The following is a 20,213-nucleotide window of genomic DNA, read 5'->3' on the forward strand; positions in this document are numbered from 1 at the left end:
CAAACCTCGCGCCACGATTAAATCGTCCTTAGTTAGAACAAATTTTAATCCTGAAAGGTCAACAGGCCCTAGCGGCTCATAAACGCGAGTTTTTCGATTAGGCTTATGTCTTGCTCATTTTTAAGTAATGCGCCAAACATTGGCATTAAACCGCCTTTTTTAGCTTTGTCGTGGAGTGTTTTTGCGTCTATATCTTCTGCCATAAGGAGCTTTAACCAGTCGAGTAATTCGCTGGTAGATGGCTTCTTTTTAAGACCGTTTGCTTCGCGTAGGTTAAAAAACACTTCGAGTGCTTGGCGTACTAAATCTTGCTTAACATTAGGGTAGTGCACGTCAATAATTTGCTGCATTTCATCGGCAGATGGAAAATCAATGTAATGAAAAAAGCAGCGGCGTAAAAATGCGTCGGGCAGCTCTTTTTCGTTATTAGAGGTGATTATCACAATAGGGCGCTCTTTTGCTACTACTCGCTCGCTGGTTTCGTAAACATGAAATTCCATTTTATCGAGCTCTAACAGTAGATCGTTTGGAAACTCAATATCGGCTTTGTCTATTTCATCTATTAATAATACAGGGCGTTTACCGTGTTGGTCGGCGTAAGTAAATGCTTGCCACAGTTTGCCTTTAACTATGTAGTTACTAATATTATGTACGCGCTCGTCGCCCAGCTGGCTGTCGCGCAGGCGCGAAACCGCATCGTATTCATACAAACCTTGCTGCGCTTTGGTGGTCGATTTAATGTGCCACTGAATAAGTTCGGTATCTAAACTTTTTGCCAGCTCTTCAGCTAGCATGGTTTTACCTGTACCCGGCTCACCTTTAATTAAAAGTGGCTTTTCGAGCATAATAGCCGCGTTTACAGCTTGCTTAAGCGCAGAGCTGGCGATGTAATTGTCGGTTGAATTAAATTGCACTTTATTACCTTCTTTTCGTCACAGGTCAGATGAGTTTTTATAATCCTATCATGCCATAGTTAACCGGCTTCACCAAGGTAGCTAAACCGAGGAATAGTTTTGCCGTCTTTTTCAACTGTTTCGCTAAACATTTCTAAAGGGCGTGCCCATATACCAAACTCACCGTATAGCGCTTGGTAAATTACCAGTTGCTCACTGGTTTCGCTGTGAGTGGCTACATAAAGCACTTTGTACTGTGGCCCTTTGTAGTGTTGGTATAATCCTGATTTGAGGGAAAGTGGTTTTATTGCTGTAGTCATGTTTTGATCTCTTGTATAATTTGTTTCTGCACTTTTAATGCTAACTAATTTGCCAATACTATGAACTATATTACGCTAGATGATTACAAAAAAGCATGGGTTTTTCGCCATAAAGACATGCCTGTTTCAGCCGACGATGCTGTAAACATTAAACCTATGAGCCTTGAGCGCGCAGCTGTACTGTGGACAACTATGGTGAGCCGTGAGTTTGATCACCCTGATTTTTTTGATAAAACAGATTGGTGTGGTCAAGATGAAAGTTATAGCCAAGAAGTAAACTGGGAAAGCGCATGGGAAAACGGCGATGAACAACTTCCCGAAGCTATTTTAGCGCACTTAGATTGGCAAGCTAATACCACAGTTTATTTTTGCATGGCACGCGACAATATTATTGAAACCACCTTTGATGTGTTTAAACGCAACTGGCAAAACTTTATGTTTTTAGCCGACGGCAGTTTACTCATAGGTAAAAAACGCAATACTGTAGTGCAGTTTTTAGAGTCGGGCATGGCTAAATTAGGTGAAAAGCCAAGCGCTTAATTTAGCACTCGGCGCTTAAAAATTATGCAGTACTGTGTTATAAAACATTTACCTAAGTGTTTTTGAGTACGGCAATTGGCAGCAAAAAATGAGCCTGTTGGCGCGCCACAACAAGTTGAAATGTGGCAAGCCGATGCAAAAAAAGTGTTATATGCACAATTGTGTAATGCATTTTATCAACGTGAGGTTCAGCGTTTAGTCGCTGAGCCTAATAGCGATAGGCTGCGTCGCCAATTAAAAAGTCTACCTTATTACATTGAACGTGCTGCCACATTAGTTGCTAATACAAGCTCGCCTTTTAAACTAGATTCGCAAAATGGCTCTTGGCTTGCAAAGCAAAAACCGACCCCACCAGAGATTAACATTCAAGCAAATGAACTTTTTTATCAACATAATGCCAAAGTCGGGTTAATAATTCCTATTTTAGTGCGTAGTGATGAGCAAATTCGCGTTAGAATAGACAGCCTAGACCAAGTAAGCGACAATAAAGTGCATTGTAATGAGCTAGGTTGGTTTGCGTTTTCGGGGCAGGGACTTGAGCTGCCAAACGCGCAATTATTAACGCCGAGTAAAGTGTCATTAACCGCGGCGTGTTGCGGGCACCAATGGCAGTTTTCAAAGCGTTGTTTGCCACGGGTTTTATCGCTGCGCGAAATGCTACTGGCAGGAAGTATAAATTGGCGCAATGTAAAACGATTACAAACGTAACTTGGTTAATTAAATAAGTTTATTTGAATTTAAAATAAGGAGTGTTAAATGCGGTTTTTTCAGGTTGGCTTGTTATGTTTAGCACTGTTTGTGCAGTATAGATTGTGGTTTGGCCATAATGGCGTACAAGACTACACACGTTTAAAAAGTGCGGTTGCATCTCATTTACAAACTAACGAAAAATTGATTAAACGCAATAAAGTATTAACCGCCGATATAGAAGATTTAAAGCTTGGCCATGAAGGCATAGAAGAGCGCGCACGTAACGAATTAGGAATGATTAAAGCGGGCGAAACATTTATACGTGTTTTACCAGCTCAACAATAATATGACAAATAAACCAACTATAGCTGCCATTATACCTGCTGCCGGGGTTGGTAGCAGAATGAAACATAATGCACCTAAACAGTATATTAAATTAGCAGGTAAAACTATTTTAGAGCATACGCTCACAAAATTATCTGCTTTAGCGCAGCTTAATACAATTGTTGTAGCCCTAAATGAAAACGATCCTTACTTTGAGCAATTGCCAGTGATTGATGCGCGCATTGTGCGTACTTGTGGCGGTAAAGAGCGTGCAGATTCCGTTTTAAATAGTTTGCTTTTTTTAGCCGCCAACCCGCCTGACTGGGTACTTGTGCACGATGCTGCCCGCCCGCTAGTTACTATTGACGACATAAATACACTTATAAATGAGTGTATAAGCGCCGATGAAGGCGGAATTTTAGCCAGTAAAGTAAAAGACACTATAAAACGTGGCCATATTTATGCTGAGCAAACCGTACCCCGAGATGATTTATGGCAAGCCCTTACTCCGCAGTTTTTTAAATACGAAGATCTTAAAAATGCGCTGCAAAATGCACTGGCAAGCGGCGCAGTTATTACCGACGAAGCAAGCGCCATTGAATGGGCTAACAAGCCAGTAAAATTAATACCAGGGCGTAGCGATAATATTAAAATAACCACTCCTGAGGATTTAGACTTGGCTGGTTTTTTACTTCAAAAACAACAAAACGAGAATGCATTATGATACGAATTGGTCATGGTTTTGACGTGCATAAATTTGGCGGTGTTGGCCCATTAACTATCGGCGGCGAAAAGATTGATTATCCGCAAGGTTTTTTAGCGCACTCCGACGGCGATGTTGCTATTCATGCTCTGTGCGATGCTATTTTAGGCGCGCTTGCAATGGGCGACATTGGTAAACACTTTCCTGATACGGCCAGTGAATATGAAAATATCGACAGCCGAATATTACTGCGTCATGTGGTGAGCTTAGCTAAAGAGCAAGGTTATGTATTGGGCAATGGAGATGTAACTATAGTGGCACAAGCGCCAAAAATGTTGCCTCATATTCAAGCTATGCGTAGCAACCTTGCAAGTGATTTAAACTGCGAACTATCGCAAATAAATGTTAAAGCTACAACCACCGAAAAGCTCGGTTTTGAAGGGCGAAAAGAAGGCATTTCGAGCCATGCAGTGGTAATTATGAACAAAGAGTCAATGAGTAAAACAAACGCATGAGCGATTTAAATTATTTATACGGCGCACCGTTATCAAAAGCTGACTTTAAAACCACAGCCGAAGACTTTATGGTAGATGAAGACTTAGGCATTGAGTTTACCGGTAGCGGCGAGCATGTATGTTTGCAAGTAGTAAAAAAAGGCGAAAACACCCAGTACGTAGCAAAGTTAATTGCGCAGCGAGCTGGGGTATCACCACGCGATGTAAGTTATGCTGGGATGAAAGATCGCCACGGAGTGTGTTCGCAGTGGTTTAGTGTAAAAGTACCCATTAAAAAACCGATTGATTTTAGTGATTTAAACAGCGAAAGCGTGTTTGTTGTATCGCAGCAACGCCACGAACGTAAGCTGAGAACGGGCTGTCATAAAGGTAATAAATTTACTATTACGCTGCGCAATGTTACCGATCCTCTGGATATTTTGTGCCGTATTAATGCGGTACGCAGTGGCGTGCCTAACTATTTTGGCGAGCAACGCTTTGGCCGTGATGGCCATAACCTGGTAATGGCTGAAAAAATGTTTGCAGGTGAGCGTATTCGCGATAAAAAATTACGCGGTATTATTATTTCTGCAGCGCGCTCGCATGTATTTAATCAACTCGTAAGTTTACGAGTAAAGGAGCATGGTTTAGCTAAAACCATGCACCGTGAAGTATTTATGCTCAGCGGCAGTAACGCCTTTTTTGAAGACGCTATTAGCGATGAAAATATTGCCCGCTTAGCCTCTGGCGATATTATGATGTCGGCACCTATGGTAGGTAAAAGCGAAAAAGGGCTCACCGAACAAGAAAAAGTATGGCTTGGGCCTTATCAGTCTTGGTGCGATGGTTTAGGCGAGTTAGGGCTAAAAAATGAGCGCAGAATGCTGCGTTTAATCCCGCAAGATTTTAGCGTAGAAACCATAGATGAAAGCACTTTGAAGTTAATTTTTGGTTTACCAAAAGGCTGTTTTGCTACGGCATTATTACGTGAGCTGGTGGATTACACAGACGCAAGCCCACGCGAGCGAAAAGAAAAGGACAGCAAAGATGAAGATCCTATTAAGTAACGACGATGGTGTAGGCGCTAAAGGTATTGCGGTGTTATATCAAGCATTAATGCAAATTGCCGAGGTCACTTTAGTTGCCCCCGACCGAAACTGCAGTGGTGCAAGTAACTCGTTAACTTTGCTTAACCCACTGCGTGCTACAAAGCTTGAAAATGGCTTTATATCGGTTAATGGTACACCTACTGACTGTGTGCATTTAGGCGTTAACCAGCTTGTTGATGAAATGCCCGATTTAGTGGTCGCAGGTATAAACCACGGCGCTAATTTAGGTGACGACACTTTGTACTCAGGCACGGTAGCTGCAGCAACCGAAGGACGCCATTTAGGTTTGCCTGCTATTGCGGTGTCTTTGTGTTCGCACCACGGCGAGCATTTTGAAACGGCGGCAGCGGTAACTATAAGTATTATTAAAGGTTTAGCGTCGCATCCGCTACCAAAAGATCAAATTATAAATATTAATGTACCCGACATTCCTTTAAGCGAATTAAAAGGCGTGCAGGTAACGCGTTTGGGTGCGCGCCATAAAGCCGAAACCATGACCAAGCAAACCGATCCTTGGGGTCGAGATATTTACTGGTACGGATCTTTAGGGACAGAAAGTGATGCTGGAGAAGGTACCGATTTTCATGCAATTAATAATGGCTATGCCTCGGTTACCCCACTGAGTGTTGATATGACCGCTAACGAGAGCATTAAAGCGGTAGGGGAGTGGTTAGCTGATTTGGAGATAAACCGTGCTGGCTAATTATACCCGCAGCGCCAAGGCGCTATCAGCGCTATTACAGCGTGAAGGTGTTGAGGATACGCAAGTACTAGATGCGATTGCACAAATACCACGACATATATTTGTGGGTGACGTGCTGCAACATAAAGCGTATCAAAATACTGCGTTACCAATAGGCCAAGGGCAAACTATTTCGCAGCCTTATATTGTGGCGCGTATGACCGAACTGCTGCAATTAGCTGGTGTGCGCGACAAGGTGCTAGAAATAGGCACGGGATCGGGCTATCAAACGGCAATACTGGCTAAAATATTTACCAAGGTTTACTCAGTAGAGCGGATTAAAGCATTACAATGGCAAGCTAAGCGCCGTTTACATCAGCTCGATTTATATAATGTGGCAATGAAACATGGCGATGGCTGGCAAGGTTGGGAGTCGCAAGCGCCGTTTAACGGCATTATAGTCACCGCAGCCGCGGCTAAAATCCCGCAAGATCTATTAGCTCAATTAGCAGATGGTGGTGTGTTACTTGCCCCAATTGGCGAGCAAGAGCAAAAATTAACTATGGTTATTCGCAATGGCAATAACTACACAGAACACGTAATTGCGCCGGTTAGATTTGTACCGCTAGTCGCTGGTGATATTGAATAGGAATTCATTTTGAAGTTGTTTACTAAGTTATACGATATGGCTCTAGTGTGGGCTAAGCACCGTCATGCTGAGCGTTATTTAGCTGCAATGAGCTTTGCAGAGTCTGTGTTTTTTCCTGTCCCTCCAGATGTAATGCTGGCACCAATGTCGCTTGCTCAGCCTAAAAAAGCATGGCGGTTTGCAAGTTTTGCCACTATAGCGTCTGTTGTTGGTGGCATAGTAGGTTATTTACTTGGCTTTTGGTTATTTGAACCGGTTGTAGAGCCACTTATAGTACAAATGCACTGGCAAGATAAATTTGATATTGCACTTGATTGGTTTAAAAACTATGGCGTGTGGGTGGTATTTATAGCCGGTTTTTCGCCTATTCCTTATAAAGTATTTACTATAGGCGCAGGGGTATTACAAATGGCATTTTTGCCGTTTTTAATTGCGTCTGCAGTAGGGCGAGGCGCTCGGTTCTTTTTAGTTGCTGCACTGATGAAGTGGGGCGGTGTTAAAATGGAGCAAAAATTACGTCAATACATTGAAGTGCTTGGATGGGCAGTTGTGCTTTTAATTGCAGTTGCATACATTTTATTACGTTAAGCACTATAAAATAATGTTATTAACATAAGGAGCTAAATACAGTGAATAAACAAATAAAATGTTATGTTGCTTTATTTATTAGTATTTTGCTCTTTGCTTGCTCGTCTAGCCATGTTCCGGCGCCTGTCAGTAGTTTAAATAATGATGTTAATAATTACGGCAGAAAAATTAACATTAATGGCGATAAATATACTGTTCAAAAAGGCGATACACTTTATTCAATTGCATTTAGTGCAGGCCAAGATGTTAGAACCTTAGCAAAAAATAATTCAATATCAGCACCTTACACAATATTCCCCGGGCAGAGTATTTCTTTTTCTGCCATAGCAAAAAAATACAAAAAGACAAAAAAATATACTCCTCCTATTAAAAAAGCCGCAAAAACTTCACAAAAAAACAACAATAAATCAAAGAAAGAGCTTGATAAGCCTAAACAACGAGGGTATGTTCAGAAACAAGCCAATAAAAAAATTAGTAACTCTAAGCATTTGTCGAGTAGTAAAGTGCAGTGGTTTTGGCCAGCAAAAGGCAAAATAACACAACGCTTTTCGAACAAGGAAAATGGCTACAAAGGCTTACAGATTGCTAATAAAAAAGGGGCTGCCGTTTTAGCCGCCGCACAAGGAACAGTGGTTTATGCGGGTAATGCGCTTCGAGGTTATGGTAGTTTAATTATTTTAAAACATAATGACGACTACTTGAGTGCTTATGCACACAACTCGAAACTACTTGTTAAAGAAAAACAGGAAGTTAAGGCTGGACAGAAAATAGCAGAGATAGGAAATACAGAATCTGCGGTAACGGCACTTCGTTTTGAAATTCGCTACCGAGGGCAAGCTGTAAATCCTGCTAAGTACCTTCCCTAATTTTTAAAGATATTGATAACTTGCTCAGGAGAAGTCTTATGGCTGATGCAGCAAAAGTTGATAAAAACACCCTCGTAGATAATAAATTAGATGAAACTGCTGTTGATGATGATTCAACACCGCTGCTTGAAGCTGTGGATGATGACGTTTTTGTCAAAGAAGAAGTCACTAAAAATTTAGATGCTACTCAGCTTTATTTAGGTGAAATTGGTTTTTCTCCGTTGTTAAGCGCTGAGGAAGAGGTGTTTTTTTCTCGTAAATCTTTAAAAGGGTGCGAAGCGTCTCGCAAGCGCATGATTGAAAGTAACTTGCGCCTTGTAGTAAAAATTGCTCGTCGTTATAACAACCGAGGTTTAGCGTTACTTGATTTAATTGAAGAGGGTAACTTAGGCCTAATTCGCGCCGTAGAGAAGTTTGATCCTGAGCGTGGCTTTCGATTTTCTACTTATGCAACATGGTGGATACGCCAAACGATAGAACGCGCCATTATGAATCAAACGCGCACTATTCGCTTGCCAATACATGTAGTAAAAGAACTTAACGTATATTTACGTACCGCGCGCGAGCTAACTCAAAAATTAGATCATGAACCAACCGCCGAAGAAATAGCAGCTTGTTTAGATAAGCCGGTTGAAGATGTCACCAAAATGCTGCGCTTGAATGAAAAAATAGCCTCGGTTGATATGCCGATCGGCGGCGAAAACGATACCGCTTTGCTCGATATTATTGCCGATGACAACAATGTTGGTCCTGAGGGCGAAGTACAAAATAACGATATGAATAAACACATTGTTGACTGGTTAGGAGAGCTAAACCCAAAGCAGCGTGAGGTGTTAGCCCGTCGCTTTGGTTTATTAGGCTATGAGCCATCAACGCTTGAAGATGTTGGCCGTGAAATAGGATTAACCCGTGAACGCGTTAGACAAATTCAGGTAGAAGCATTACGTCGTTTAAAAGATATTTTGCAACAAGAAGGCTTAAGCACAGAGAGTTTATTTGAGCACTTTGCGTAAGTTTTAATAAAGTACCATGTTATGTGTAAAAAAGCTGAAGGTTTTATTCTTCAGCTTTTTTTTGTTTGTAAATTAAAGAAGTGCTTTTAATTTATAGAGTAAATCGTGAGCTTGTCGCGGTGATAGATTATCAGGATCGATAGCCGTTAACTGCAATTCTACTTCAGAAGGGCTAATTTGTTGGGCTTGATTATTAAAGGTAAATGCTTGCTGCTCAATATTAGGCGCGGTGACACTTTGGTGATTTTCGAGTAGTTTAAGCTTTTGTTTTGCCTGATTTATTACAGACTTGGGTACGCCAGCAAGTGCAGCAACTTGTAAGCCAAAGCTTTTACTTGCTGCGCCATCAAGTACCGTGTGCATAAAGGCAATAGTGTCGTTATGCTCTATGGCATCAAGGTGCACATTTACCAGCCCAGGCGTTTGCTCTGCAAGCTCGGTTAGCTCAAAGTAGTGGGTGGCAAACAAGGTTTTTGCTGATATTTTTGACGCTAAATGATCGGCAGTAGCATACGCAAGCGAGAGTCCATCGTAAGTGCTTGTTCCGCGGCCAATTTCATCCATTAATACCAAAGATTGCGCTGTGGCATTATTTAAAATCGTGGCGGTTTCGGTCATTTCTACCATAAAGGTAGAACGCCCTGAGGCGAGATCGTCACTTGCGCCAATACGAGTAAATATACGGTCAATATTGCCTATTTTAGCGCTGTCTGCAGGTACGTAACTGCCAATATGAGCCATTAGCACTATAAGTGCAGTTTGGCGCATATAGGTTGATTTACCACCCATGTTTGGACCGGTAATTATTAACATTTTACGTTGTGCATTTAGCTCTACTGGGTTGGCAATAAAGGGTTCTTTCATTACTTGCTCAACCACAGGATGACGACCTTGTTTAATGCTTATGTTATCGTTATCGCAAAGTATCGGCTTAGCGTAGTTAAGTGTAAGTGCACGCTCTGCTAAGTTATTTAGCACATCTAAGTCGGCAAGGGCGGCTGCCATTATTTGTAATTGCTCAATATGCGGCGCAATAAATCTAAATAGCTCTTCGTAAAGCTGTTTTTCGAGCGCTAATGCTTTTGACTGGCTGCCAAGTACTTTGTCTTCGTGCTCTTTTAGCTCAGGAATAATATAGCGTTCATTATTTTTAAGTGTTTGGCGGCGAATATAATCGGCAGGCACTAAATGCGCATTGGCGCGACTAACTTCAATAAAAAAGCCGTGTACTCGGTTATAACCAATTTTAAGGGTACTGATCCCTGTACGTGCACGCTCTCGTAACTCTAACTGATCAAGCACATCGGTTGCGCCTTTGCTTAAGTTACGCCATTCATCAAGCTCGCTGTTATAACCAGGGGCAATTACACCACCGTCGCGAATAAGTACCGGCGGGTTTTCGATTACTGCACGCTCTAATAGCGCTTGTAAATCAGGTAGCTCAGGCGATTGCTTAATAATGCTGGCAATGCGCGGATCGCTGGCATCGTTTAATAAAGTATGCAGCGGTGCAAGTGCTTGTAAGGCGCTACGCAAACGAGTTAAATCGCGAGGACGAGCAGTGCACAAAGCAAGGCGGGCAATAACACGTTCTACGTCGCCAATTTCTCTTAATGATTCGTGTAGCTCACCACAAAGCTGTACATCTAAAATTGCGCTAATAGCGTTTAACCGCGAGTTTAGCTCGTCTTTATTACGCACTGGGGTATGAATACGGCGCTTAAGTAAACGAGATCCCATAGGGGTTGCTGTTTTATCAAGTACTTGCGCTAGCGTGTTTTCAAATCCACCCGATAAATTAACGGTCAGCTCTAAATTTTTACGAGTAGCAGCATCTAAAATAACGGCATGCTCGTTGTGTTCAAGAGTAATGGCACGAATATGGGGTAATGCAATACGTTGAGTGTCTTTAACGTATTGCATTAAACAACCTGCGGCAACTAAGGCGCAGTGGGCTTTATCAACGCCAAAACCGACTAAATCTTTTGTACCAAATTGCTCACACAATAAATGCTGGGCGGTGTCTAAATCAAACTCCCACTCAGGGCGGCGACGCGCGCCTTTAATGTGCTCAATTAAATGAACATTTTCGAAGCTTTCGCTATACAGTAATTCTGCAGGGGCGAGGCGTTGTATAGTTGAAGTGAATGCCTCGTCGGTATTAACTTCTACAACGTTAAAACGACCCGAGTTAATATCAAGATAAGCAATGCCATAAGTACCATTTTTACTCTGCCATACGCTGGTAAGTAAGTTGTCTTGGCGCTCTTGCAGTAGGGCTTCATCAGAAATAGTACCAGGGGTGACAATACGCACCACTTTGCGATCAACAGGCCCTTTACTGGTAGCCGGATCGCCTACTTGTTCGCAAATAGCAACAGATTCGCCCATTTGCACTAAACGGGCTAAATAGTTTTCTACGGCATGATAAGGTACACCTGCCATAGGAATAGGATCGCCACCGGCTTTACCGCGCTGAGTTTGCGAAATATCGAGTAATTGAGCGGCGCGTTTTGCGTCATCAAAAAAGAGTTCATAAAAATCCCCCATCCGATAAAACAATAAAATATCGCGATGCTCTGATTTTATTTTTAGATACTGCTGCATCATAGGGGTTTGTTGTTTTATAGTGTGTGGAGCATAAAGATCAAACGACATGTATTTACCCAAAGGCTGAATATGGAATTACATCAAGAGATTAAAACACTTGCTGCGCAATTAGGCGCTATTTTAACGGATAAATGCTTATGGATCACTACTGCTGAGTCATGTACTGGTGGCGGGGTAAGTTATGCACTTACCGACACTCCTGGAAGCTCTGCCTATATTGACCGTGCATTTGTAACTTACAGTAACCAAGCAAAGCAAGATTTACTAAATGTGAGTGCAGGCACATTAGCGCAATATGGTGCAGTGAGCGAGCAAACTGTACGTGAAATGGCAATCGGTGCTATTAAGGCAACAAATGCAAATATATCTATAGCTGTATCTGGCATTGCGGGCCCCGGAGGTGCAACTGATGGCAAACCTGTAGGACTCGTGTGGTTTGGCATACAAATTAATGACAAAGTACTGACCTTTAAACAAGTATTTACTGGTGATAGAGCTCAAGTTAGGCTGCAAGCTATTGTATTTGCATTGAAAAGTGTAATGGATGAGATAAAATTAAAAAATTAGCTTGATACTGTAATTTCATACAGTATACTTGTCTGCATTAGCTGGATTGGAGAACAAAATGAACGATAACAAACAAAAAGCGTTAGACGCAGCACTATCACAAATTGAACGTCAATTTGGTAAAGGCTCAATCATGAAATTGGGTGATAACAAAGCGTTAAATATTGAATCTGTATCTACAGGCTCATTAGGTATTGATATTGCTTTAGGCATAGGCGGCCTACCTATGGGACGTATTGTTGAAGTATACGGCCCTGAATCGTCTGGTAAAACAACGCTTACTTTACAAGTTATCGCTGCTGCACAAAAAGAAGGCAAAACATGTGCCTTTATCGATGCTGAGCATGCTCTAGATCCAGTGTACGCACAAAAATTAGGCGTAAACATTGACGATCTTTTTGTTTCTCAACCAGACACCGGTGAGCAAGCGCTAGAAATTTGTGACATGTTAGTACGCTCAAGTGCTGTAGACGTAGTTATTATTGACTCGGTTGCTGCACTTACACCAAAAGCTGAGATTGAAGGCGACATGGGCGACTCGCACATGGGCTTACAAGCACGTTTAATGTCACAAGCATTACGTAAGCTTACGGGTAATATTAAACGCTCTAACACGTTATGTATTTTCATTAACCAAATTCGTATGAAAATAGGTGTAATGTTTGGTAACCCAGAAACAACAACGGGCGGTAACGCACTTAAGTTTTACGCGTCAGTTCGTATAGATATTCGTCGTATTGGTTCTGTAAAAGAAGGCGACGAAGTTGTTGGTAACGAAACCCGCGTTAAAATTGTTAAAAACAAAGTAGCGCCGCCATTTAAACAAGCTGAATTTATCATCATGTATGGCGAAGGTATTTCTAAGCAAGGCGAGTTAATTGATTTAGGTGTTAAGCATAAAATTGTTGAAAAAGCAGGTGCTTGGTACAGTTACAGTGGCAACAAGGTTGGCCAAGGTAAATCTAATTCAATTAAGTTTTTGAAAGAAAACCCAGAAATTGCAGATGAGATTGAAGGTAAATTACGCGACATGCTTTTACTAAAAGCAACTATTGAACCAGAAGACGGTGAAGATAAGTTAGGCGACGAAGCAGACCTTTAAACTGCATCAAAATGAGTTATTAAGCTTGGTTTGACCCGAGCTTTAAAGAGCGCTAATCAGCAATGGTTAGTGCTTTTTTGTTGTTCAAAACTTAAAGCGGATAAAAATAAAACGACACGCTAAAAGTGTGTCGTTTTTTAATTTAACCTATAAAAATATACGATTACATAGCACATGAGCAGGCACTGCAATAGTAATTACTACACTAAATGTAAGAGCAAAGCGATCATACGCTATACATTTTAATCGGGAGAAGAGCTAAGAATGCGCCCTAATTAAAATAGAACTTTAAAAGCGATAAGTTAAGCTAACTTTACCGCTAATAGGAGAGCCATAAAAACCAACATTGGCTAAGCTAGTAATATGTTTTTCATCTGTGATGTTATCAATGTTAGCTTGAATTGATAAGTCTTCGCTAGCATCCCATCGAGCAAATGCATTCATAAGTAAATAAGAATCCTGCTTAACGTTACTGGCTAAATTCGCGGTTTTCGATTGCCATTTACCCGCTAAACCAAACTGAAACTCAGGTAGTTGGGGGAGCGTATAATCCAATGAAAAATTAACAACATTTTCAGGTTCCCATTCGTGAGAGCTATCGCCTGCGTCATCATTAATATCTAGGTATGTATAAGCAAATACAGCGTTAAGATTATCAGTTATATGTCCGGTTAATTCTAATTCAAAGCCCTGCGAATCTTGATCGGCTCCTTTATAGTAAGTAAATCCAGAGGCATTTAGTCCTGCATAAGTTGCAATATTATCTTGTTTGGCACTAAATACTGCAAAGGTTGCAAGTAGGCGATCATCAAGCCATTGAGTTTTCACTCCAACTTCGTAATTAACGCCTTTACTTGGATCTAAAAAGTTACCGTCGTAATCGTATTGCTCTTGTGGTTGATAAATGTCGGAGTAGCTTACATATAAGTTAACATCGTCATTAATTGCATACGTTGTTGCAAGGTAAGGGCTTACTTCACTTTCATCATTATCTATATCAACGCCTTGACTAAAACCTGTGCGCTCATAATCGATAGCGTTAAAGCCCGCAATAACAAATAAGTCACTTGTTAGGTTTAATTTAGTAGAACCAAAAAAACGCTTTAACGTAACATCAATATCTGCATATTTAGTTTGTTCGCCCCAAATAGGTTCAGCAATCGCATCTAATGCGTATGGAAAAGCAGGCGCTAAACCATAAGCTTCAGTTGTTGCTGCATTGTAAGAGTTAGTAAAAGAGTAAGATGTACTTTGTGAAATACTTCCACCAAGCATTAACTCATGCTCTTGACCAAACAAGCTGTACTCACCTTTAGCTGTTATATCAAATAAATCAGCTGAAAATTCTGTATCATATCGTCCAGGAAGACTGGCTAAACCTAAATTAGTTTCACTATCAAACATTCCACTAGCGTCATAAAGATAAAGTAATTTACTTTGATCTTCTGAGTCTTGGTAATTATAAGTTGTTTTGATTTCCCAGTTATTATCGAATACATAAGTATATTCAATAAAAGCTGTGGTATTAAGCGTATCCCATTTAGTCCACTCTTGAGTAGTACTAGTACCTACATCCCACTCTGCTTGTGTACCATCGGCATATGAAAGTGGTAATCCTCCCCACATGGTTCCATCTGTATTGGCATCTTGATGTGAAGCACCAAATGAAAGTGTTGAATTACCAGTAAGTTGTCCATCAACTACAGCAGAGAAGTAAGTACGATCGTTTTCTAAACCATCAAGGTATGAATCAGAGCCTTCTGCAGCACCAACAACACGTGCAGCCCAGCTACCAGAATCTGTTAATAAAAATGAATAATCAGCTTGTAAGCGCTTTAAACCATAAGTACCTACAGAAATGCTTACTTCACCTTCATTCTCATTTGTCGGACGCTTTCGAACATAGTTAATTGTACCCGCAGCATTACCAACGCCTGTTAATTGTCCATTAGCACCACGAATAACTTCTATTTTTTCATAACCATAACTTTCCATTGCACCTGTAACAAGGCCCCAGTTATTAGGCAGTCCAACTCCATCAACTTGTGTGCTTTTAATATCAAAACCACGTGATGTATATCGTGTACGGTTAGTTTCACCTTGTTCTACAGTAATACCCGTTGCCATTTTCATTGCGTCATTAATACTGTTTGCTGCAAAGTTTTGAAGTTGCTCTGCGCCTATTACACTAATAGATTGTGGTGTTTCGTTAAGTTCCATAGTTAAACCAGTAGCACCTTGGCTAACTCGGTCTTGACGTACACCAACTATTAATATTTCTTCCATTGTTTCGTTGTTATTTTCAACTGTATTTTTGGTTGATGTTTCTTGTGCTTGAGCTGAAAAGCCCATGGCTAAAACTAATGAAGAAAGTGCAAAAGTGCGATTGAGTTTCATGTTTTCCCTTAATTAATATTTAATATTATTTGTGTTTATTTAAATAATTGGGACATTCTACTATTTAGAATCAATAAACTCAAACAAAAACTATTATCATTTGCAAACGCGTTAGCGCTGTTTTAGGGGAGATTACTTAGCCTGTAAATAATATTATGATTAGGATAAACGATACGGCTTATAAAAATATGGTTGTTTTTTTAACTTAAATTGAATTACAAAAAAAGCGGCCTAGGCCGCTTTTTAAAGTAGTTAGCTTTTTAGCTATTAAAAAGAGTATTTAACAGAAAACTGTAAGCGGTCTAAATCGCCATCAACGCCGCTTTCAGTTTCACGCTCAGCATGCTTTAGCTCAGCACCAAAAGTTAGACGTTTAACCGGTGAGTATAGAATGTTAGCGCTATAGCTTTGGCTTGATTCAGTCGGATCACCAGAAATAGCTAATAAATCAGTGTTGTTATCAGCACTGAAGAATGAATATAAGAACGTTGAACGCCATTGGCTTGTCCACTTGTGCTGGTAAGCAACAAAACCAGAAGTCGAATCAATTGCATCTAGTTCATCGCCATTAAGTACTGCACCGTGAGCAACGTTTAAGCCTACGTAACGGCCTAAGCCTTTACCTTGAGTAAGCATAAATTTAAGGTTGTCTTCACCAAGGTTTATTTTACCCGATGCACTAATACCAAAAGAAGTTTCATCTGCATCAACACTGCCTACTTTATAAGTAAGTTGGCGAGCAAGCGCTGCAACCACAATGTTACCCCAATCAGCTTTGTGTGTGTAACGAGCTGTAAAGTCAGGCAATGATGCATCATCAGTTACTACCATACCGCTAGTAGTAGAAATTGTACTTTCTGGGTTTTCTAATGAAAACGACCATGCGCCAGTGGTGTATTTAATTTGCGATTGACGCACAAACACAGTGCCCTCAGCAGGGCCTACAAAATCAAGCGTTTCAGCAAGCGCCCCCACGTTTTGGAAGTTAGACCATGTTTGACCAAATAACCAACCATCGTAAGTCACAAAGGCATGGCGAATACGCGGGGCGTAAGAATTTGAAACTCGCTCATTACCGCCAGCAGCCGAGGCCAAAAAGTCAATTTCAATTTTAGTATTAACGGTTTTACCGTTATCCATAACAGTGGCTGTGCCAAAGTTAAAACGTGACTCACGAGCATGCATATCAAATACAGCATCTGAGCTGTTATCATCGCCAACTGTTAACGTACTTGGTACGTAAAAGTCACGACCTACGTCTGAGCCTGCAGGCGCACCCGCTGAATAATCACTCCACATAGAGTCGAGTTTAATGTATCCACCGTAAGTAAATTCCGTATCACCAATTTTTGCGGCAGTCGCTGCATAAGCAGTGCTTGTTAGTGCACATAATACAGCGCTTGCTGCTAATGTTTTTAATGGGGTAAATTTCATTGTGGTGTCCTTTATAGGCTACTTGATGTTTGTTGCTTTTTTTTTCATGTAAGGTTGTATTACTTGCTACTAGTATTACTTACGAATAAAAAAGGGTGTTAGTTTGGCTTTTCAATACACATATTGTTTTCATTCGTTAAATAAAGCTTTAGCAAGTAATACCGCAAATATCTTTATTAAAGTGCACAAACACTTTTGAATATGTGCAATATTTACTCAATTACCTATTGGTCTATAAGACTAAGGTTTTAGAGTTGATTAGTTTGCATTTACTTACATTTAACGCGTTGTATTATTTATGTAAAAAATTGAAAGCAGGTGGATTATAAACTACAAATGAGTAAATTGGAGTAGAGTACAACTAAGGTCTAATACTTAATAAAGTACTGCTGAGTAATCCTTGATAAAAGCTTAAGGCAAGTAATTTAAATGGAGACGAAGATGTCACAAAGTATCTATCCAGTTCCTGCGCATATTAAAGATGCGACTCTCATTGATAAAAATAAATATAATACGCTTTATAAGCAATCTATTGATGACCCTGAAAGTTTTTGGCGTGAGCATGGCAAACGCCTCGATTGGTCTACTCCTTACACTAAAGTTAAAAACACCTCTTTTGATAAAGGCCACATCAGTATTAAATGGTATGAAGATGGCTATTTAAATGCGTCTTACAACTGTATTGACCGCCACTTAAAAACGAAAGCAGACAAAATTGCGCTTATTTGGGAAGGTGATGATCCTTCTCAAAGTGAGAACATTACTTATCAAAAACTTCATGATGAAGTGGCTAAATTTGCCAATGGTTTAAAAAAACTGGGTGTACAAAAAGGTGACCGCGTAGCTATTTATATGCCAATGACCCCACAAGCGGTGTATGCAATGCAAGCCTGTGCACGTATTGGTGCTATTCATTCTGTTGTATTTGGTGGTTTTTCACCATCGGCTATTGCTGATCGTATTAGAGATTCTGGCGCTAAGGTTGTTATTACTTCTGATGAGGGACGCAGAGCAGGAAATTGTGTTCCATTAAAAGCAAATGTAGATGAAGCGGTAGCGCAAGAAACTGTAACCACAATTGAACACGTTATTGTGCACCAATTAACAGGCGGTGAAGTTGATTGGAATGAGCACGATATATGGTGGCACGAGCTAGTTGCTGACTTACCAGCACAGTGTGAGCCAGAGCCAATGAATGCTGAAGATCCTTTGTTTATATTGTATACATCAGGTTCTACTGGTCAGCCTAAAGGTGTTGTACATACTACAGGTGGCTACTTAGTTTACTCATCAATGACACATGAATACGTATTTGATTTAAAAGAAGATGATGTGTATTGGTGTAGTGCCGATGTAGGTTGGATCACAGGCCACAGTTACATTGCGTACGGGCCATTAGTAAACGGTTGTACTCAGGTTTTATTTGAAGGTGTACCCACTTATCCAACTGCAGGGCGTATGGGCGAAGTAGTTGATAAACACGGTGTTACTATTTTATATACCGCCCCTACAGCAATTAGAGCACTAATGGCTAAAGGTGATGAGCCTACAGCTTCGTCACATCGCGATAGTTTACGTATTTTAGGTTCAGTAGGTGAGCCAATAAATCCAGAAGCGTGGACATGGTATTACGAGAGTATTGGTAAATCTAATTGCCCGATTGTTGATACATGGTGGCAAACAGAAACCGGTGGCATTATGATCACACCACTTCCGGGCGCTACTGATACAAAACCAGGTTCTGCAACACATCCATTTTTTGGTATTGCGCCTGCATTATTTGATGCTGAAGGTAATACACTCGAAGGTGCCGTAGATGGTAATTTAGTTATTTTAGATAGTTGGCCATCGCAAGCTCGAACTGTTTATGGCGACCATGAACGTTTTGAACAAACTTATTTTAGCGCCTACCCAGGAGTTTACTTTACAGGCGATGGTTGTCGTCGTGATGAAGATGGTTATTACTGGATCACCGGTCGTGTGGACGATGTACTTAATGTGTCTGGGCACCGCCTTGGTACTGCCGAAATTGAAAGTGCGTTAGTTGCGCATGAAGCGGTAGCAGAAGCTGCTGTTGTAGGTTACCCGCATGATATTAAAGGCCAAGGTATTTATGTTTACATTACGCCTAACGAAGGTATAACAGTCAGCGATGAATTAACTAAAGAGGTACGTAATTGGGTTCGTAAAGAGCTCAGCCCAATTGCATCTCCAGATATGATTCAATGGTCACCTGGTTTGCCAAAAACACGTTCAGGCAAGATTATGCGTCGTATTTTACGTAAAATCGCTGCAAATGAGCACCAACAACTCGGTGATACGTCAACGCTTGCCGATCCTTCAGTTGTCGATGAACTAATCGAGAACAGATTAAATCGTTAAATGTGCGTTAAAAACTTGATTACAAGTTGATTCTAAACGTAGTATATCGGCTGTCAGTAAAGGTTTTAAACCTAACTGGCAGCCGAATTTATTAGGAGTGAACCATGAGTCAGTTTTTAATAGCGGACGATCATCCGTTATTTCGTGAAGCACTAAAGGGCGCACTGAGCGCAAAATTTGAGGGTTTAGCCGTTTTTGAATCATCCGATTTTGACAGCACACTGCAAGTGTTAAGCGAGCAAGAGGATCTTGATATATTACTGCTAGACCTTCACATGCCAGGTAATGGTGATTTATATGGTCTTATTCGTATTAGAGAAGAATACCCAAGCTTACCTATTGCCGTTGTTTCGGGTAGTGAAGACGTGAATATCGTTTCTAAAGTAATGGGTTACGGCGCTATGGGTTTTATTCCTAAATCATCATCGTCTGATGATATTGCCAGTGCGATTAACCAAATACTTGAAGGCGATACATGGCTACCAAAAGAGCTAAAAAACAAAGTAGCTGAAATTGAAGGTGAAGATAGAGAAATAGCAGCGCAAGTTGCCTCATTAACGCCTCAACAATACCGAGTGCTGCAATATCTGCACGAAGGTTTACTTAATAAGCAAATTGCTTATGAACTACACATATCAGAAGCGACAGTAAAAGCACACATTACAGCCATATTTAGAAAACTCGGTGTGTACAATCGTACCCAAGCCGTTTTAATTGCAGCTAAATTAAAGCTCGAACCAATAGAGCAGGCATAATTTACATTTAAAAAGTTATTAGCTTATTTATGAGCAAAAAAATGCCAGCAACAATGCTGGCATTTTTTATATGTAGAATAATTAAGCAGTTGGAA

At 40.7% G+C, this 20,213-nt stretch carries 20 protein-coding genes; 15 read left to right on the forward strand and 5 right to left on the reverse strand.

Features of this window, described 5'->3' with window-relative positions; all coding sequences use genetic code 11:
• Nucleotides 1-68: 68 nt before the first annotated feature.
• Both ABX891_RS05870 and ABX891_RS05875 read right to left on the reverse strand, forming a co-directional pair.
• On the reverse strand, nucleotides 69-914 hold the full coding sequence (locus tag ABX891_RS05870; RefSeq protein WP_011327376.1) for an AAA family ATPase: 846 nt from the start codon (nucleotides 912-914) through the stop codon (nucleotides 69-71).
• Between the two features lie 59 nt (nucleotides 915-973).
• A complete protein-coding gene (locus tag ABX891_RS05875; protein ID WP_354629088.1) occupies nucleotides 974-1,213 on the reverse strand; it encodes a DUF1653 domain-containing protein in 240 nt (79 codons plus the stop codon).
• A gap of 60 nt (nucleotides 1,214-1,273) precedes the next feature.
• Between ABX891_RS05875 and ABX891_RS05880 the strand changes: the two genes are divergently transcribed.
• From ABX891_RS05880 to rpoS, 11 genes are all read left to right on the forward strand, one after another.
• Complete coding sequence (locus tag ABX891_RS05880; RefSeq protein WP_354629089.1) at nucleotides 1,274-1,753, forward strand: DUF2947 domain-containing protein; 480 nt, start codon at nucleotides 1,274-1,276, stop codon at nucleotides 1,751-1,753.
• Nucleotides 1,754-1,828: 75 nt separating this feature from the next.
• The gene (locus ABX891_RS05885) at nucleotides 1,829-2,461 is read left to right on the forward strand and encodes a hypothetical protein (RefSeq protein WP_041454349.1); all 633 of its coding nucleotides are present in this window, start codon (nucleotides 1,829-1,831) and stop codon (nucleotides 2,459-2,461) included.
• Nucleotides 2,462-2,509: 48 nt separating this feature from the next.
• Nucleotides 2,510-2,788 carry a cell division protein FtsB gene (gene ftsB / locus ABX891_RS05890; protein ID WP_011327380.1) on the forward strand — a complete coding sequence of 93 codons (279 nt, stop codon included), beginning with the start codon at nucleotides 2,510-2,512 and terminating at the stop codon, nucleotides 2,786-2,788.
• 1 nt (nucleotide 2,789) lies between these two features.
• Nucleotides 2,790-3,491: a 2-C-methyl-D-erythritol 4-phosphate cytidylyltransferase gene (ispD, locus tag ABX891_RS05895; protein WP_179808077.1), complete on the forward strand. Its 702-nt coding sequence runs from the start codon at nucleotides 2,790-2,792 to the stop codon at nucleotides 3,489-3,491.
• The gene (ispF, locus tag ABX891_RS05900) at nucleotides 3,488-3,985 is read left to right on the forward strand and encodes a 2-C-methyl-D-erythritol 2,4-cyclodiphosphate synthase (RefSeq protein WP_011327382.1); all 498 of its coding nucleotides are present in this window, start codon (nucleotides 3,488-3,490) and stop codon (nucleotides 3,983-3,985) included. The genes ispD and ispF overlap by 4 nt, the downstream gene beginning before the upstream one ends.
• Nucleotides 3,982-5,031 carry a tRNA pseudouridine(13) synthase TruD gene (truD, locus tag ABX891_RS05905; protein ID WP_354629090.1) on the forward strand — a complete coding sequence of 350 codons (1,050 nt, stop codon included), beginning with the start codon at nucleotides 3,982-3,984 and terminating at the stop codon, nucleotides 5,029-5,031. The genes ispF and truD overlap by 4 nt, the downstream gene beginning before the upstream one ends.
• A complete protein-coding gene (gene surE, locus ABX891_RS05910) occupies nucleotides 5,012-5,776 on the forward strand; it encodes a 5'/3'-nucleotidase SurE (protein WP_011327384.1) in 765 nt (254 codons plus the stop codon). The genes truD and surE overlap by 20 nt, the downstream gene beginning before the upstream one ends.
• The gene (locus tag ABX891_RS05915; protein WP_011327385.1) at nucleotides 5,766-6,404 is read left to right on the forward strand and encodes a protein-L-isoaspartate(D-aspartate) O-methyltransferase; all 639 of its coding nucleotides are present in this window, start codon (nucleotides 5,766-5,768) and stop codon (nucleotides 6,402-6,404) included. The genes surE and ABX891_RS05915 overlap by 11 nt, the downstream gene beginning before the upstream one ends.
• A gap of 9 nt (nucleotides 6,405-6,413) precedes the next feature.
• Nucleotides 6,414-6,992 carry a YqaA family protein gene (locus tag ABX891_RS05920; protein WP_041454351.1) on the forward strand — a complete coding sequence of 193 codons (579 nt, stop codon included), beginning with the start codon at nucleotides 6,414-6,416 and terminating at the stop codon, nucleotides 6,990-6,992.
• 41 nt (nucleotides 6,993-7,033) lie between these two features.
• Entirely contained in the window at nucleotides 7,034-7,858 is an 825-nt protein-coding gene (locus tag ABX891_RS05925) for a peptidoglycan DD-metalloendopeptidase family protein (protein ID WP_354629091.1), read from the forward strand.
• Nucleotides 7,859-7,896: 38 nt separating this feature from the next.
• The gene (rpoS, locus tag ABX891_RS05930; protein WP_011327388.1) at nucleotides 7,897-8,871 is read left to right on the forward strand and encodes an RNA polymerase sigma factor RpoS; all 975 of its coding nucleotides are present in this window, start codon (nucleotides 7,897-7,899) and stop codon (nucleotides 8,869-8,871) included.
• 72 nt (nucleotides 8,872-8,943) lie between these two features.
• On the opposite strand, the gene mutS is transcribed toward rpoS, so the two are convergent.
• Nucleotides 8,944-11,529, reverse strand: a complete 2,586-nt coding sequence (gene mutS / locus ABX891_RS05935; protein WP_182677747.1) for a DNA mismatch repair protein MutS — start codon at nucleotides 11,527-11,529, stop codon at nucleotides 8,944-8,946.
• A gap of 21 nt (nucleotides 11,530-11,550) precedes the next feature.
• Here mutS and ABX891_RS05940 point away from each other — a divergent pair, with 21 nt between their 5' ends.
• On the forward strand, nucleotides 11,551-12,048 hold the full coding sequence (locus tag ABX891_RS05940; protein WP_354629092.1) for a CinA family protein: 498 nt from the start codon (nucleotides 11,551-11,553) through the stop codon (nucleotides 12,046-12,048).
• A 58-nt stretch (nucleotides 12,049-12,106) separates the two neighbouring features.
• A complete protein-coding gene (gene recA / locus ABX891_RS05945) occupies nucleotides 12,107-13,150 on the forward strand; it encodes a recombinase RecA (protein WP_354629093.1) in 1,044 nt (347 codons plus the stop codon).
• A 288-nt stretch (nucleotides 13,151-13,438) separates the two neighbouring features.
• Here recA and ABX891_RS05950 read toward each other — a convergent pair whose 3' ends face one another.
• Nucleotides 13,439-15,547 (reverse strand): TonB-dependent siderophore receptor, encoded by a 2,109-nt coding sequence (locus ABX891_RS05950; protein WP_354629094.1) that lies wholly within the window; start codon nucleotides 15,545-15,547, stop codon nucleotides 13,439-13,441.
• Nucleotides 15,548-15,814: 267 nt separating this feature from the next.
• A complete protein-coding gene (locus ABX891_RS05955) occupies nucleotides 15,815-16,981 on the reverse strand; it encodes a DcaP family trimeric outer membrane transporter (protein WP_354629095.1) in 1,167 nt (388 codons plus the stop codon).
• Between the two features lie 441 nt (nucleotides 16,982-17,422).
• Here ABX891_RS05955 and acs point away from each other — a divergent pair, with 441 nt between their 5' ends.
• The gene (acs, locus tag ABX891_RS05960; RefSeq protein ID WP_039486744.1) at nucleotides 17,423-19,363 is read left to right on the forward strand and encodes an acetate--CoA ligase; all 1,941 of its coding nucleotides are present in this window, start codon (nucleotides 17,423-17,425) and stop codon (nucleotides 19,361-19,363) included.
• 104 nt (nucleotides 19,364-19,467) lie between these two features.
• Nucleotides 19,468-20,118, forward strand: a complete 651-nt coding sequence (locus tag ABX891_RS05965) for a response regulator transcription factor (RefSeq protein WP_007376082.1) — start codon at nucleotides 19,468-19,470, stop codon at nucleotides 20,116-20,118.
• The last annotated feature ends 95 nt before the right edge of the window (nucleotides 20,119-20,213 follow it).

This window comes from Pseudoalteromonas sp. NCIMB 1079 (assembly GCF_040567695.1).
In the GTDB taxonomy this organism is placed as follows: Bacteria; Pseudomonadota; Gammaproteobacteria; order Enterobacterales; family Alteromonadaceae; genus Pseudoalteromonas; species Pseudoalteromonas distincta.